Below are 13956 nucleotides of genomic sequence, written 5' to 3' on the forward strand. Positions count from 1 at the left end.
CTTGTAAGTTGCGAATAAGCGAAGGGAAAACACCTAGCAAGAACTGCTGAAATTGTCGTCCAAACGACAACTTGGCGTCAAATGCAGTCCTACCATTCGCCCCATACCAAAGCCCCCGGCTACCCGCCGAGCGGCCATAACGAGGTGACATGCAATGGGACCACAAACGACATTCCCGCAGTTGTTGCTGCAGCACGCCAGCCAGCGACCCCAGGCGCCAGCGATGCGTGAGAAGGAGTACGGCATCTGGCAGACGCTGAGCTGGTCCGCCCTGGCGGACATGGTGTCGCATCTGGCTTGTGGCCTGCATCAGGCTGGCTTGCAGCGCGGCGAGCATATGGTGGTGGTGGGGGCCAACCGCCCGCGCCTCTACGCCACCATGTTGGCCTCGCAAAGCCTGGGCGCCATTCCCATTCCGCTCTACCAGGACGCCGCTGCGCCCGAGTGCGTGTTCCCGCTCAACAATGCCGAAGTGCGCTTCGCCTTTGCGGAAGACCAGGAGCAGGTGGACAAGCTGCTGGAGGCGCGCGCGCAATGCCCGCAGCTGGCCCACATCTACTTTGACGACCCGCGCGGCCTGCGCAACTACAACGAACCCGGCCTGCAGGCGCTGGACGCACTGCTGGACAGCGGCAAGACCTACGCTGCGGCGCACCCTGGCTTTTTTTCCAACGCTGTGGCCTCTATCCGTCCCACCGATGTGGCGGCCATGTTCTTCACCTCCGGCACCACGGGCAACCCCAAGGGCGTGGTGCACACGCACGACTCGTTGCTCAACCGCGCTCGGGCGGGCGCCATGTTCGACCGGCTCACCAGTGACGAAGATGTGCTGGCCTACATGCCGCCTGCGTGGATCGGGCAGAACATCTTCAGCTATGCGCAGTGGCTGGCATGTGGCTATGTGGTGAACTGCCCCGAGAGCAGCGCCACCTCCAGCATCGACCTGAAAGAGATTGGACCCACCTACTACTTCGCACCGCCGCGGGTGTTTGAGGGCATGCTGACTACGGTGATGATCCGTATGGAAGATGCCGGCGCCATCAAGCGCAACATGTTTCATTACTTCATGCGCGTGGCCCAGAAGGTCGGTCCCGCGCTGATGGATGGCTTGCCAGTGTCGGCGGCGGACCGTGCGCTGTATGCACTGGGTAATGTGCTGGTCTATGGCCCGCTGCGCAATAACCTGGGCTTCAGCCGCGTGCGCGTGGCCTATACGGCGGGTGAGGCGATTGGTCCGGACCTGTTCACGTTTTACCGCTCCATCGGCATCAACCTCAAGCAGCTCTATGGCTCGACGGAGACGGCGGTGTTCGTCTGTCTGCAGCCCGACAACCAGGCGCGCGCCGACACCGTGGGCGTGCCCTGCGAGGGCGTGGAGATCAAGGTGGCGGACAACGGCGAGATCCTGGTCAAGTCCCCCGGCCTGCTCAAGGAGTACTACAAGAACCCCGGTGCCACGGCCGAGGTGCTGACCGCTGACGGCTGGTACCACACCAGCGACGCCGGGTTTATCGATGCCCACGGCCACCTCAAGATCATTGACCGCGTGAAGGACGTGGGTCGCATCCGGGGCGGCGCATTCGATGCCGCCATGTTTGCACCCAAGTATGTGGAGAACAAGCTCAAATTCTTCTCCCACATCAAGGAGGTTGTCGCCTATGGCGATGGCCGCGAGAAGGTGTGCGTCTTCATCAACATCGATTTTGAGGCCGTGGGCAACTGGGCCGAGCGCCGTAACTTGCCCTACGCCGGCTATACCGATCTGGCGCAAAAACCGGAGGTCTACCAGCTGATCAAGGAGTGTGTGGAAAAGGTCAACGCCGACCTGAGTGCCGACGCGCTGTTGGCCGGCAGCCAGATCTCCCGCTTTCTGGTGCTGCACAAGGAGCTGGATGCGGACGATGGAGAACTGACGCGGACCAACAAGGTGCGGCGAGGCTTTATTGCCGAGAAATACCAGGTGCTGGTGGATGCGCTGTACGACGGCAAGACCAGTCAATTCATCGAAACCCAGGTCAAGTTTGAAGACGGGCGCACCGGCAGCGTGAGCGCCACGCTCAAGATCGAAGACGCCAAGACCTTTGCCCCCGTGAAGGCCGCCGCATGACAAGCAAAAAAATCGGTGACGTCATCCTCGACGTCAAGAACATTTCCCTGCGATTCGGCGGCGTCAAAGCGCTGACCGACATCAGCTTCAATGTGCGGGAGCACGAAATCCGGGCCATCATCGGACCTAACGGCGCCGGCAAGAGCTCGATGCTCAACTGCATCAACGGTGTCTATGCGCCGCAGGAGGGTGCGATCACCTTCCGCGGCCAGTCCTTCAAGCATATGGACAGCCACCAGGTCGCGAGCATGGGGATTGGCCGCACCTTCCAGAACCTGGCGCTCTTCAAGGGCATGAGCGTGCTGGACAACATCATGTCCGGGCGCAACCTCAAGATCAAAAGCAACATATTGCTGCAGGCCTTGCGCCTGGGCCCGGCCGAGCGCGAGGAAATCCGTCATCGCGAGTATGTCGAACGCATCATCGACTTCCTGGAGATCCAGGCCTACCGCAAGACGCCAGTGGGACAGCTTCCCTATGGCCTGCAAAAGCGCGTGGACCTGGGCCGCGCCCTGGCCATGGAGCCGCAGGTGCTGCTGCTGGACGAACCCATGGCCGGCATGAACGTCGAAGAGAAGCAGGACATGTGCCGCTTTGTGCTCGATGTCAACGACGAGTTCGGCACCACGGTGGTGTTGATCGAGCACGACATGGGCGTGGTCATGGATATCAGTGACCGCGTGGTGGTGCTGGACTACGGCAAGAAGATTGGCGACGGTACGCCCGATGAGGTGCGCAACAACGCTGACGTGATCAGCGCCTATCTGGGGACTTCTCACTGATGGCTTTCTTTCTCGAAACCCTCCTGGGCGGCCTGATGGCCGGCATGTTGTATTCGCTGGTGGCGCTGGGCTTTGTGCTGATCTTCAAGGCCTCGGGCGTGTTCAACTTTGCGCAGGGCGCCATGGTGCTGTTCGCGGCCCTGGCCATGGCGCGCTTTGCGGAATGGATTCCGCTACACCTGGGGATTGCCAGTCCCATCGCTGCCAATGTGCTGGCCTTTGTGGGGGCCGGTGCCGTGATGTTCGTCGTGGCCTGGATGGTGGAGCGCCTTGTGCTGCGCCATCTGGTGAACCAGGAGGGCGCCACGCTGCTCATGGCCACGCTGGGCATCACCTACTTCATGGAAGGTCTGGGCCAGACCCTGTTTGGTAGCAGCATCTACAAGATCGACATCGGCATGCCCAAGGACCCGGTGATGATTCTGGAGAGCACCTTTGAAGGCGGCATCCTCATCAACAAGGAAGACTTCTACGCCGCCATCATCGCCGCCGCGCTGGTGGCCCTGCTCAGCCTCTTCTTCCAGAAGACCGCCACGGGCCGGGCGCTGCGCGCTGTGGCCGATGACCACCAGGCCGCCCAGTCCATCGGAATTCCGTTGAACCGCATCTGGGTCATCGTCTGGTGCGTAGCAGGTGTGGTGGCCCTGGTGGCCGGAATGATCTGGGGCAGCAAGCTCGGCGTGCAGTTCTCGCTGACCACCGTGGCGCTGCGTGCCCTGCCGGTGGTCATCCTGGGCGGCCTCACCTCGGTGCCTGGTGCCATCGTGGGCGGTCTCATCATCGGCGTGGGCGAGAAGCTGTCCGAGGTGTACCTCGGTCCCATGGTGGGCGGTGGCATCGAAATCTGGTTTGCCTATGTACTGGCCTTGGGCTTTCTTCTCATCCGGCCACAAGGTTTGTTCGGCGAGAAGATCATCGACCGCGTGTAAGGGGAAGACATGTTTTATAGAGAAAACGGCCAGTTCAAGACCACGTACCGCGCGGACCAGCAGATCTTCCCCATCGCGCAGGACCGCTGGGCCATGCTGCTCCTGCTGCTGGCGGCCTTTGTGGCCGTGCCCATGGGCGCCAGCGACTACCTGTTTCGCGCCATCCTGATTCCCTTCCTCATCTTCTCGCTGGCGGCGGTGGGCGTGAACATCCTGGTGGGCTTCTGCGGGCAGATCTCGCTGGGCTCGGGTGCCTTCATGGCCGTGGGGGCCTATGCGGCCTACAACTTCTTTGTGCGCATCGAGGGTATGCCGCTGCTGGTGGCGCTGCTGCTGGGGGGTGTCAGTTCCATGCTGTTTGGCATTGTGTTTGGCCTGCCCAGTCTGCGCGTGAAGGGCCTGTACCTGGCCGTGGCCACGTTGGCAGCGCAGTTTTTTGCGGACTGGATGTTCCTGCGCATCCAGTGGTTCACCAACAACTCGCCCTCGGGCTCGGTGTCGGTGTCCAACCTGCAGGTGTTTGGCCTGTCGCTGGAAAGCCCGGTGGCCAAGTACCTGTTCTGCCTGAGTCTGCTGGCCGTCATTGCGTTGCTGGCCAAGAACCTGGTGCGCGGTGCCGTGGGCCGGGAGTGGATGGCCATCCGCGACATGGACGTGGCCGCCGCCGTCATCGGCATCCGCCCCATGTACGCCAAGCTCAGCGCGTTCGCGGTCAGCTCTTTCATCGTGGGCGTGGCGGGCGCGTTGTGGGGCTTCATATACCTGGGGGCCTGGGAGCCGGCGGCGTTCTCGGTGGACCAGTCCTTCAAGCTGCTGTTCATGGTCATCATTGGCGGCATGGGGTCCATCATGGGCAGTTTCTTTGGCGCCGCCTTCATCGTGGTCCTGCCCATCTTCTTGAGCCAATTCCTGCCTGCCCTGGCAGGCTTGCTCGGCATCGAGATTTCCACCGCTGGCGTGTCGCATGCCGAGCTCATGGTGTTTGGCGGCCTCATCGTCTGGTTCCTCATCATGGAGCCGCATGGCCTGGCCAAGCTGTGGTCCATTGGTAAACAGAAATTGCGTTTGTGGCCCTTCCCCCATTGAGAGGGGCCAGGTTCCGTGTTTTCCCCGTGCTTCAACCACTTATTACAGGAGAGACAAATGAAGCTTTCTAAACTTGCACTTGCAAGCGCCATTGTTGCCGCCGGTGCCTCTGTCTTGCTGGCGGGCAACGCCCAGGCCCAGTCCAAAGAGCAGTTCATCCCGGTGCTGTCCTACCGCACCGGGCCCTACGCACCCAATGGCGTACCGTGGGCCAACGGCTATGTGGACTACCTCAAGCTGGTCAACGCGCGCGGTGGCATCAACGGCGTGAAGCTCAGCTTTGAAGAATGCGAAACCGGCTACGACACGGCACGCAGCGTGGAGTGCTACGAACGCCTGAAGGGTAAGAACGGCGGCGCTTCGCTGGTGCAGCCGCTGTCCACGGGCGCCACCTTTGCCATTACCGAAAAGGCTCCGGCGGACAAGATCTCGGTGGTGACGGTGGGCTATGGCCGCAGCGAGAGCGCAGACGGCACGGTGTTCAAGTGGAACTTCCCCATCGCAGGCACCTACTGGGTGGCCGCCGACGCGATCCTGCAAGCCATCGCCAAGAAGGAAGGCGGCTTTGACAAGCTCAAGGGCAAGAAGATCTCGCTGGTGTACCACGACAGCCCGTTTGGCAAGGAGCCCATTCCGCTGCTGCAAGAGCGTGCAGCCATGCACGGGTTCACGCTGACGCTGTTGCCCGTGACCGCACCCGGCGTGGAGCAAAAAGCCACCTGGCTGCAGGTGCGCCAGAACCGGCCGGACTACGTGGTCCTGTGGGGCTGGGGCATCATGAACAGCACCGCCATCAAGGAGGCGCAAGCCACTGGTTACCCGCGCGAGAAGATGTATGGCGTGTGGTGGGCCGGTGCCGAGCCGGACGTGAAGGACGTGGCCGACGGTGCCAAGGGCTACAACGCCGTGACCATGCAGCACGGTGCCGAACCGCAGTCCAAGCTCGTCAAGGACGTGATGGAACTGGTACACGGCAAGGGCCAGGGAACGGGCCCCAAGGACGAAGTGGGCCAGGTGCTGTACATGCGCGGTGCCATGAGCGCCATGCTGGGCGTGGAAGGCATTCGCGCCGCCCAGGAGCGCTATGGCAAGGGCAAGGTCATGACCGGCGAGCAGGTGCGCTGGGGCCTGGAAAACCTGAACCTGACCCAGCCCAAGCTGGACGCGCTGGGCTTTGCCGGCGTGATGCGCCCCATCAGCACCTCGTGCGTGGACCACATGGGCGCCTCCTGGGCGCGCATCCACACCTGGGACGGCAGCAAGTGGCAGTTCACCTCCGACTGGCTGCAGGGTGATGAGCAGATCATCAAGCCGCTGGTCAAGAGCACGGCGGCGAAGTACGCGGCCGAGAAGAAGCTGACCCCACGTACTCCGGCGGACTGCCAGAGCTAAACCGTTTGGCGGCCCGCAAGGGCTGCCAATCGACAGCGCTGCGGTGCAGCTTTGTCGATTGGTAAAGGCAAACCTATGGACGCGAAAAACATCGTTCTCAACGTGAATGGCATCGAGGTCATTTACAACCACGTCATCCTGGTGCTCAAGGGTGTGTCGCTGCAGGTGCCCGAGGGCGGCATCGTCGCCATCCTGGGCGGCAACGGCGCGGGCAAGACCACCACTTTGCGCGCGGTGAGCAACCTGCTGGCGGGCGAGCGCGGCGCGGTGACCAAGGGAAGCATCGAGCTGCGCGGAGAGCGCATCGAGAACCTGAGCCCGGCCGACCTGGTGCAACGCGGCGTGGTGCAGGTGATGGAAGGGCGGCACTGCTTTGCCCACCTGACGATTGAGGAAAACCTGATGACTGGCGCCTACACCCGCAAGAGCAAGGCGGAGGTAGAGGCCAACCTGGAGAAGGTCTACACCTACTTCCCGCGCCTCAAGACCCGCCGTACCAGCCAGGCGGCGTACACCTCGGGCGGGGAGCAACAGATGTGCGCCATTGGCCGCGCGCTCATGGCCAACCCCAGCATGGTGCTGCTGGACGAGCCCTCCATGGGCCTGGCGCCGCAGATCGTGGAGGAGGTCTTCAACATCGTGAAGGACCTCAATGCCAAGGAGAAGGTCACCTTTCTGCTGGCGGAGCAAAACACCAACATGGCGCTCAAGTACGCGGACTACGGCTACATCATGGAAAGCGGCCGTGTGGTGATGGACGGCGCCGCCGAAGACCTGCGCATCAACGAGGACGTGAAAGAGTTCTACCTCGGCATGGGCGGCGGCGAGCGCAAGAGCTTCAAGGACGTGAAGAGCTACAAGCGGCGCAAGCGCTGGCTGGCCTGATGCGCTATAAAAACTATAGCTGTTTGCGCAAATTCTACGAGGGCTAGAGGCCCAAAACACACCTAATTACCTCGGCAGACCACCATGACCAGACCTTTTGATGCCCTGGAAATCCGCTCCCCCGACCAGCGCGAGGCTGCCCTCATGGCGGCGCTGCCAGCGCAGGTGGCGCATGCGCAGCGCAATGCTCCGGCGTTTGCCCGCATTCTGGATGGCGTGGACGCTGCCCAAGTCACCAGCCGCGCTGCCTTGGCGCGCCTTCCGGTTACCCGCAAGACCGAGCTGCAGGCCCTGCAGCAGGCTGCGCGCGAGCAGGGCGGCGACGTGTTTGGAGGCTTTAGCGCGTTGGGCTGGGGTGCAGCAGCACCCCGCGTGTTTGCCAGCCCGGGCCCCATCTACGAGCCCGAGGGCACCGGCAAGGACTATTGGCGCATGGCGCGCGCCATCTACGCGGCAGGCTTCCGGTCCGGCGAGTTGATTCACAACAGCTTCAGCTACCACTTTGTGCCTGCCGGCTCCATGATGGAAACTGGCGCCCACGCGCTGGGTTGCACCGTGTTCCCCGGCGGTACGGGGCAGACCGAGCAGCAGGTGCAGGCCATGCGCGAGCTGCAGCCAGCGGGCTACATCGGCACGCCCAGCTTTCTCAAGATCATTTTGGACAAGGCCGCCGAGATGGGCGTTGCCATTCCTAGCGTCACCAAGGCCATGTTTGGTGGTGAGGCCTTTCCGCCGTCCCTGCGCGACTGGTTTCTGGAGCGGGGCGTGGACGGCTACCAGTGCTACGCCACCGCGGATCTGGGCCTGATTGCGTATGAGACCAGCGCCCGCGAGGGCCTGGTGCTGGATGAGGGTGTGATCGTGGAAATCGTGCGTCCAGGCACCGGCGACCCGGTGGCTGAAGGCGAGGTGGGCGAGGTGGTGGTGACCACGCTGAATCCCGGCTACCCGCTGATCCGCTTTGGTACGGGGGACCTGTCTGCCGTGCTGCCCGGCCCCTGCCCCACGGGGCGCACCAATACCCGCATCAAGGGCTGGATGGGCCGGGCCGACCAGACCACCAAGGTGCGTGGCATGTTTGTGCATGCCAAGCAGGTGGACGCGATTGCCAAGCGCTTCCCCGAGGTGCTGCGCGCACGCCTGGTGGTCAGTGGCGAGATGGCCAGTGACACCATGGCCCTCCACATCGAGGTGCAGGGGCAGCCGGACGGCCTGGCAGCCCGCGTGGGCGAGGCGATTCGTGACGTAACCAAGCTGCGCGGCGACGTGCTGCTGGTGGCGCCTGGTAGCCTGCCCAATGACGGCAAGGTGATCGAGGACGCGCGCAGTTACAAGTAGCCGGACCCGGGCTAGAGCAAGGGTTTTCCCGAGCTGTTGAAGGCCACAGTTCCCAGGCCACGCCCGCGTGGATAAGCTGTCCGCAGCAGATGCCCCGTGGCCGGTAAAAGGCCTTACGCACTAAGTGCTTTCCGCATGACAGTGCGTAGGTGGGCACGCTAGACTGCACACATTAACAAGGAGACTTTGCTATGAAAAAACTACTCGTCGTTGTCGCCGCCATGGCTGCTTTCAGCGCCCATGCCGACACCTACCCCTCCAAACCCATCACCATCGTGGTGCCTTTCGCCGCCGGTGGCCCCACCGACCGCGTGGCCCGTGACCTGGCAGAAGCCCTGCGCAAGCCCCTGGGCGGCGTGAGCATCATCATCGACAACGCCGCAGGCGCCGGCAGTTCCATCGGCTCCAACAAGGTGGCCAAGGCGGCACCGGACGGCTACACCCTGCTGGTCAACCACATTGCCATGGCCACCATGCCCACGCTGGTGCGCAACATGCCCTTCAAGGTGGACAGCGATTTCGAGTACCTGGGCATGATCAATGACGTGCCCATGACCCTGATCGGCCGCCCCAGCCTGCCAGCCCAGAACTACAAGGACCTGAGCACCTGGATTGGCCAGAACAAGGGCAAGATCAATCTGGGTAACGCTGGCGTGGGCTCGGCTTCTCACCTGTGCGGCCTGCTGTTCCAGAACGCTGTGGCCACCGACATGACCACCGTTCCTTACAAGGGCACAGCCCCCGCCATGACCGACCTGATCGGTGGCCAGATCGACCTGATGTGCGACCAGACCACCAACACCACGCAGCAGATCGAAGGCAAGAAGGTCATCGCCTATGCCGTGACCACGGCCCAGCCGCTGACCACGCCCGCCCTCAAGGCACTGCCCACCCTGCAATCCGCCGGCCTGAAGGGCTTTGAAGTGACCATCTGGCACGGTATCTATGCCCCCAAAGGCACACCTGCCGACGTCCTGAAGAAGGTCAACGATGCGCTGAAGGTCGCCCTGAAGGACCCCGAGTTCATCAAGAAGCAGGAAGGCCTGGGCGCCGTGGTGGTGACTGACAAGCGCGTGGAACCGGCTGAACACAAGAAATTTGTGGCTGCCGAAATCGCCAAGTGGAGCCCCATCATCAAGGCCGCCGGCGTCTACGCCGACTAAGCCGGATGGCGGCGGCCCCGCCCGGGCCGCCTCTCCCTCACATCGTCTGGTGGTGCTTACGCGCCCCAGACGATTTCTTTTTGGGCCTCCTGGCTGCGCCGCAGCATGTCCAGCAGGGGCGTGGCGCGCTGGCGCAGCGACACGCCGCCGGCAGCGGCACCATCGTCACCTCGCGTCTGGGCCTCCAGCGCAGCCTGGGCGCGCTGAGCTTCTTCGTGGGCAATGGCTTCTTCCAGTGCCGCGCGTGCGGCCGGCATGTCCTGCGGCAGCAGGATGCCCTTGGCCGGTGCGCCTTCCTCGAACTTACCCCAGATCTGTAGGATCTGGCGGCCGTTGGGTTCGAGCATGATGACGTCGCTGCAGACCTTGGACTTGAACTTGTAGAGCATGGCGCGGGCCCCTTGTTTTATGGTGCAATGGCTGCACTCTAAATGCATTTCATCCGAGGAGCAGCACCGTGGCAGATCTTCACATTCTTCGCGAACACACGCTGGGTCTGGCCAGCGCCCGCAAGATCGCCTTTGAATGGGCCGAGCAGGTCGAAGAAGAATTCGATATGGAGTGCGTCTACATCGAGGGCAAGACCGAAGACGAAGTCGGCTTCAAGCGCTCGGGGGTGAACGGGACGCTGCGGGTGACCAAGGACCGCTTCGAGCTCAACGCCAAGCTGGGTTTTCTGCTGGGCGCCTTCAAGGACAAGATCGAGGCCGAGATCGTCAAGAACCTGGACCAGTTGTTGGCTCCCAAGCCCGCCGCGAAGGCGAAAAAAAAGTAGCGGGGTCGCTACTTTTTTGATAGCTGCTTGCGCAGTATTGATGGGGGCTAGAGCCTGATTTAGCTCAGAGACTCGATCAGGTCGATGTACTGCTGCATCGCGTCTTCGCTACCCGTTCCCTTGAAGCCGTTCCAGGCGTCCCACTTGGCGCGGCCCACCATGTCGGCAAAGCCGGGCTTCTTTTCGGTGTTGTCGCCGGCGGTGGCCTGCTTGTAGAGCGCGTAGATCTTGAGCAGGGTGCCGTTGTCGGGGCGCTCGCTGAGATTCTTGGAATTTGCGACGGCGGCTTCGAATGCGGCTTTGAGGTCGGCCATGGAGTTCTCCGTTGATGGTTACCCTTGTATCTTACGGTGCGTTTTCACTGCAGAATAGGCAAGCATCCCCAACCCATTGTCCTGTCTGGAGATTCCATGGTCACCCGAGTTCTTGCCCAAGATGTTGCCCGGAAGGCTACGCGCCGTGTGGCCGCCACCGTTGCCCCGGTCGCCCCCGTGGCGCGCAAGGCCGGGCGCCAGGCGCAGCAGGCCGTGCGCGTGGTGCAGAAGAATGTGAGCGATGCTGTGACCGGCACGCTGGGCCTGAACGGCGAGCGCATGAGCAAGGTGGACACGGCTTGGCTGCGCATGGACTCGGCCTCCAACCTGATGATGATCGTGGGCGTCTGGGTGATCCACCCCAAGCTCAAGCTGTCCGACCTGCAGCAGCGCATCGAGGAACGCCTGCTCAAGTACCCGCGCTTTGTGCAGTGCGCCGTGGAGGACGCGGCCGGTGCCACCTGGGTGAAAGACCCGGCTTTTGACATCCGCAACCATCTGGTCACCGAGACCCTGCCCAAAAAGCCGACCGGGCGCGAGCAGGAAGCGCTGCAGGACCGCTTGGCTCAGTTGACCATGGAGCCGCTGGACAAGCAGCACCCGCTCTGGCAAATCCATTTGGTGGAAGACTACAAGGGTGGCTCGGCCATGATGGTGCGCATCCACCATTGCATTGCCGATGGCATTGCGCTGATTTCGGTCACGCAGTCGCTGGTGGACGGCGGCGCACCGCCGCCCCAGCGCAAGCCGCGCGAGGCGCGGGCCGAAGGGCTGGAGGGGGCCGAGGAATGGATTGCCGACGCACTGCTCAAGCCGCTGACCTCGCTGACCGTGAAAGCACTGGGCGTGGCCGGCGAGGGCGCGGCACGCTCCATGGGCCTGCTCATGGAGCCGCAAAAGGGGGTGGAGCAGGGCATGAACAGTTCGGTGGACGCGGCGAAGATGGCTTACCAGGTGGTGAGCGATCTGGCCTCGCTGGCCCTCATGCCTGACGACTCGCCGACCCGCCTCAAGGGCCTGCCGGGCAACCGCAAGCGCGTGGCCTGGTGCCCGCCGATTCCGCTGGAAGAAGTAAAGGCCGTGGGCAAGGCCTTGAACTGCTCGATCAACGATGTCTTGCTGAGCTGTGTGGCGGGCGCCATTGGTGAGTACCTCAAGGAACAGGGCGAAGCTGTGGCGGGCAAGGAGATACGCGCCATGGTGCCGGTGAACCTGCGCCCCATCGAACACGCTTACAAGCTGGGCAACCAGTTTGGCCTGGCGCCGCTGGTGCTCCCCATCGGCGTGGAGAACCCGGTGGAGCGGGTGTACGAGGTGCGCCGCCGCATGCGCGGGCTCAAGGGCAGCATGCAGCCGCTGCTGGCCTTTGGTCTGCTGGCGGTGGCGGGCTTGCTTATCAAGCCGGCGCAGGACGCGCTGCTCAACCTCTTCTCCAAGAAGACCACGGCCGTGATGACCAATGTGCCGGGGCCGCGCGAGAAGCTCACCATCTGTGGCTCCACGATCGAGGAGACGCTGTTCTGGGTGCCGCAGAGCGGTTCGGTGGGGCTGGGTGTGTCCATCCTCAGCTACGGCGGCGGTGTGCAGTTCGGCGTGGTGTCGGATTCCAAGCTGTGCCCGGACCCGCAACTCATCATTGACCAGTTCGAGCCTGAGTTCGCCAAGCTTTCCATGCTCACGCTGATGCTGCCTTGGGGCGAGTGATCGCATCCGCAGAGAGCAGTGCCGAGCTCACGCGCTGAGTTCGGCCTGCACGCGCGCCACGCCCAAGTGCTCCATGGCGTCCATGGGGGTGATGCTGGCGGCTTCTTCGTACAGGCGCTGAGCCTCCGCCAGGCGAGTTTCGCCGTCCAGCATGAGCAGGGCCTTGCCGTATTCGGTGAGCGCAATGGCAGCTTGCGGGACGCGCGCCATGCCCTGTTCAAACAAATGCAGTGCGGTCTCCCGCTTGGCGCCGTAGGTGAGCTGGCCAATCAGCGCGCCCACCTTGTCAATGACCTCGGCATGGAAGGCCGCCAGCGCAATATAGGCATCGGCATGCTCGGGCTGCAGCGCCAGCGCGGATTCAAACGCGGTCTTGACCTTGCCACCCATGCCCTTGGCCAGTGCCTTGGCCACACTCACGCCCTGGCTGTAGCGGCCCAGTGCATAGCCGTGCAGGTAGTGGGCATTGGCGCACTGGGGTTGTTGCGCCGCCAGGGCCTCGCAGCGCGTGGCCACTTCCATGAACATGTCGAGCCGCGCTTTCTCGCGTGGCTCCAGGTACTCGGCGTAGATGAGGCGGGCTTTGCTGGCCACGATGGCTCCGGCTTCGCCCAGCGCATCGCCGGCTAGGGCGGCGGCCTGGAATTCGCCGCGGTGGTAGAGCACCCAGGCGTTGAGTACCTGTGCGTCCTCGGGCAATGGCTCCTGGTCGCCCCGGTGCAGCTCGCTCCAGCGTTCCCGCACCTGCGCCGCATCAAACGGGTGTTGTTGCGTGTGGGGAAAGGCGGTCCAGGCGCTCATGAATTTGGGTCGCGGGTCAGGCGCTGGTGTAGGCCCCGGCCAAGGTTTGCAGGTGCGCGCGCTGCTGCGGTTCCAGATAGGGCAGGAGCAGGTTGAGCACATGGTGGCCACCGCGCAGCAGTGCGGCCTGGGCGCTGGCCGGCTCCAGTGCGTTGCGCGGGTCGCGCACATACTCGAAGCTGAGCCAGTAGGTGAGCACCACCACCATGCTGGTGGCCGTGGCCTCCATGTCGCGCAGGTCCATGCGCAGCGCACCTGAGCGTGCCATGCTCTCCAACATGGCGCGCAGCGAGCGGGTCTTGTTCTTAAGCACGCTCTGGAAATGCGTCTCCAGGCGGCGGTTCTTGCTGAGCAGGTCGTTGAGGTCGCGGTACAGAAATCGGTACTGCCAGATCAGCTCGAACAGCGTGTGCATGAAGAACCAGGCGTCTTCCACGTCACGCACGTTGTCGCTGGCGTTGAGCACCTCGTTGAGGGAGCGCTCGTAGCGGTCAAATAGCGAGTTGATCAGCTCGTCCTTGGCCGGGTAGTGGTAGTAGAGGTTGCCGGGACTGATGCCCAGTTCGGCCGAGATCAGCGTGGTGGAGACATTGGGTTCGCCAAAGCGGTTGAATAGCTCCAGCGTGACCTCGAGAATGCGTTCGGCGGTGCGGCGCGGGGGTTTCTTGACCATTGCTTGC

General features: G+C 63.1%; 14 protein-coding genes. 10 read left to right on the plus strand and 4 right to left on the minus strand.

Features of this window, described 5'->3' with window-relative positions; translation table 11 throughout:
- Positions 1-154 precede the first annotated feature (154 nt).
- The 8 genes from AC1RNN_RS10845 (at position 155) to AC1RNN_RS10880 (ending at position 9682) form a co-directional block, all read left to right on the plus strand.
- On the plus strand, positions 155-2107 hold the full coding sequence (locus tag AC1RNN_RS10845; protein ID WP_493089443.1) for an AMP-dependent synthetase/ligase: 1953 nt from the start codon (positions 155-157) through the stop codon (positions 2105-2107).
- The gene (locus tag AC1RNN_RS10850) at positions 2104-2889 is read left to right on the plus strand and encodes an ABC transporter ATP-binding protein (RefSeq protein ID WP_493089442.1); all 786 of its coding nucleotides are present in this window, start codon (positions 2104-2106) and stop codon (positions 2887-2889) included. The genes AC1RNN_RS10845 and AC1RNN_RS10850 overlap by 4 nt, the downstream gene beginning before the upstream one ends.
- The gene (locus tag AC1RNN_RS10855; protein WP_493089440.1) at positions 2889-3818 is read left to right on the plus strand and encodes a branched-chain amino acid ABC transporter permease; all 930 of its coding nucleotides are present in this window, start codon (positions 2889-2891) and stop codon (positions 3816-3818) included. Before AC1RNN_RS10850 ends, AC1RNN_RS10855 begins: the two co-directional genes overlap by 1 nt.
- 9 nt (positions 3819-3827) lie before the next feature.
- On the plus strand, positions 3828-4904 hold the full coding sequence (locus AC1RNN_RS10860; RefSeq protein ID WP_493089438.1) for a branched-chain amino acid ABC transporter permease: 1077 nt from the start codon (positions 3828-3830) through the stop codon (positions 4902-4904).
- 57 nt (positions 4905-4961) lie between these two features.
- The gene (locus AC1RNN_RS10865) at positions 4962-6296 is read left to right on the plus strand and encodes an ABC transporter substrate-binding protein (protein ID WP_493089437.1); all 1335 of its coding nucleotides are present in this window, start codon (positions 4962-4964) and stop codon (positions 6294-6296) included.
- 75 nt (positions 6297-6371) lie between these two features.
- Complete coding sequence (locus AC1RNN_RS10870; RefSeq protein ID WP_493089436.1) at positions 6372-7181, plus strand: ABC transporter ATP-binding protein; 810 nt, start codon at positions 6372-6374, stop codon at positions 7179-7181.
- Positions 7182-7265: 84 nt separating this feature from the next.
- On the plus strand, positions 7266-8519 hold the full coding sequence (locus AC1RNN_RS10875; RefSeq protein WP_493089433.1) for a phenylacetate--CoA ligase family protein: 1254 nt from the start codon (positions 7266-7268) through the stop codon (positions 8517-8519).
- 191 nt (positions 8520-8710) lie between these two features.
- Positions 8711-9682: a tripartite tricarboxylate transporter substrate-binding protein gene (locus tag AC1RNN_RS10880; protein ID WP_493089432.1), complete on the plus strand. Its 972-nt coding sequence runs from the start codon at positions 8711-8713 to the stop codon at positions 9680-9682.
- A 56-nt stretch (positions 9683-9738) separates the two neighbouring features.
- Here AC1RNN_RS10880 and AC1RNN_RS10885 read toward each other — a convergent pair whose 3' ends face one another.
- A complete protein-coding gene (locus AC1RNN_RS10885; RefSeq protein WP_493089430.1) occupies positions 9739-10071 on the minus strand; it encodes a DUF1840 domain-containing protein in 333 nt (110 codons plus the stop codon).
- Positions 10072-10139: 68 nt separating this feature from the next.
- Here AC1RNN_RS10885 and AC1RNN_RS10890 point away from each other — a divergent pair, with 68 nt between their 5' ends.
- A complete protein-coding gene (locus AC1RNN_RS10890) occupies positions 10140-10457 on the plus strand; it encodes a polyhydroxyalkanoic acid system family protein (protein ID WP_493089429.1) in 318 nt (105 codons plus the stop codon).
- Between the two features lie 59 nt (positions 10458-10516).
- Here the strand turns inward: AC1RNN_RS10890 and AC1RNN_RS10895 are convergent, their stop codons facing one another.
- Positions 10517-10771 (minus strand): acyl-CoA-binding protein, encoded by a 255-nt coding sequence (locus tag AC1RNN_RS10895; protein ID WP_493089427.1) that lies wholly within the window; start codon positions 10769-10771, stop codon positions 10517-10519.
- 96 nt (positions 10772-10867) lie between these two features.
- Between AC1RNN_RS10895 and AC1RNN_RS10900 the strand changes: the two genes are divergently transcribed.
- Positions 10868-12475 (plus strand): wax ester/triacylglycerol synthase family O-acyltransferase, encoded by a 1608-nt coding sequence (locus AC1RNN_RS10900; RefSeq protein ID WP_493089425.1) that lies wholly within the window; start codon positions 10868-10870, stop codon positions 12473-12475.
- Between the two features lie 27 nt (positions 12476-12502).
- Here the strand turns inward: AC1RNN_RS10900 and AC1RNN_RS10905 are convergent, their stop codons facing one another.
- Together AC1RNN_RS10905 and AC1RNN_RS10910 are read right to left on the minus strand one after the other, a co-directional pair.
- On the minus strand, positions 12503-13276 hold the full coding sequence (locus AC1RNN_RS10905; RefSeq protein ID WP_493089423.1) for a hypothetical protein: 774 nt from the start codon (positions 13274-13276) through the stop codon (positions 12503-12505).
- Between the two features lie 16 nt (positions 13277-13292).
- The gene (locus AC1RNN_RS10910) at positions 13293-13949 is read right to left on the minus strand and encodes a TetR/AcrR family transcriptional regulator (RefSeq protein ID WP_493089422.1); all 657 of its coding nucleotides are present in this window, start codon (positions 13947-13949) and stop codon (positions 13293-13295) included.
- Between the last annotated feature and the right edge of the window lie 7 nt (positions 13950-13956).

Source organism: Rhodoferax sp. GW822-FHT02D07, from assembly GCF_058802405.1.

Excerpts from the sequence above, each read along its gene's own strand:
- AC1RNN_RS10845 (WP_493089443.1), top strand. The coding sequence starts at position 155 with ATGGGACCACAAACGACATTCCCGCAGTTGTTGCTGCAGCACGCCAGC.
- AC1RNN_RS10850 (WP_493089442.1), top strand. The coding sequence starts at position 2,104 with ATGACAAGCAAAAAAATCGGTGACGTCATCCTCGACGTCAAGAACATT.
- AC1RNN_RS10855 (WP_493089440.1), top strand. The coding sequence starts at position 2,889 with ATGGCTTTCTTTCTCGAAACCCTCCTGGGCGGCCTGATGGCCGGCATG.
- AC1RNN_RS10860 (WP_493089438.1), top strand. The coding sequence starts at position 3,828 with ATGTTTTATAGAGAAAACGGCCAGTTCAAGACCACGTACCGCGCGGAC.
- AC1RNN_RS10865 (WP_493089437.1), top strand. The coding sequence starts at position 4,962 with ATGAAGCTTTCTAAACTTGCACTTGCAAGCGCCATTGTTGCCGCCGGT.
- AC1RNN_RS10870 (WP_493089436.1), top strand. The coding sequence starts at position 6,372 with ATGGACGCGAAAAACATCGTTCTCAACGTGAATGGCATCGAGGTCATT.
- AC1RNN_RS10875 (WP_493089433.1), top strand. The coding sequence starts at position 7,266 with ATGACCAGACCTTTTGATGCCCTGGAAATCCGCTCCCCCGACCAGCGC.
- AC1RNN_RS10880 (WP_493089432.1), top strand. The coding sequence starts at position 8,711 with ATGAAAAAACTACTCGTCGTTGTCGCCGCCATGGCTGCTTTCAGCGCC.
- AC1RNN_RS10885 (WP_493089430.1), bottom strand. The coding sequence starts at position 10,071 with ATGCTCTACAAGTTCAAGTCCAAGGTCTGCAGCGACGTCATCATGCTC.
- AC1RNN_RS10895 (WP_493089427.1), bottom strand. The coding sequence starts at position 10,771 with ATGGCCGACCTCAAAGCCGCATTCGAAGCCGCCGTCGCAAATTCCAAG.
- AC1RNN_RS10900 (WP_493089425.1), top strand. The coding sequence starts at position 10,868 with ATGGTCACCCGAGTTCTTGCCCAAGATGTTGCCCGGAAGGCTACGCGC.
- AC1RNN_RS10905 (WP_493089423.1), bottom strand. The coding sequence starts at position 13,276 with ATGAGCGCCTGGACCGCCTTTCCCCACACGCAACAACACCCGTTTGAT.
- AC1RNN_RS10910 (WP_493089422.1), bottom strand. The coding sequence starts at position 13,949 with ATGGTCAAGAAACCCCCGCGCCGCACCGCCGAACGCATTCTCGAGGTC.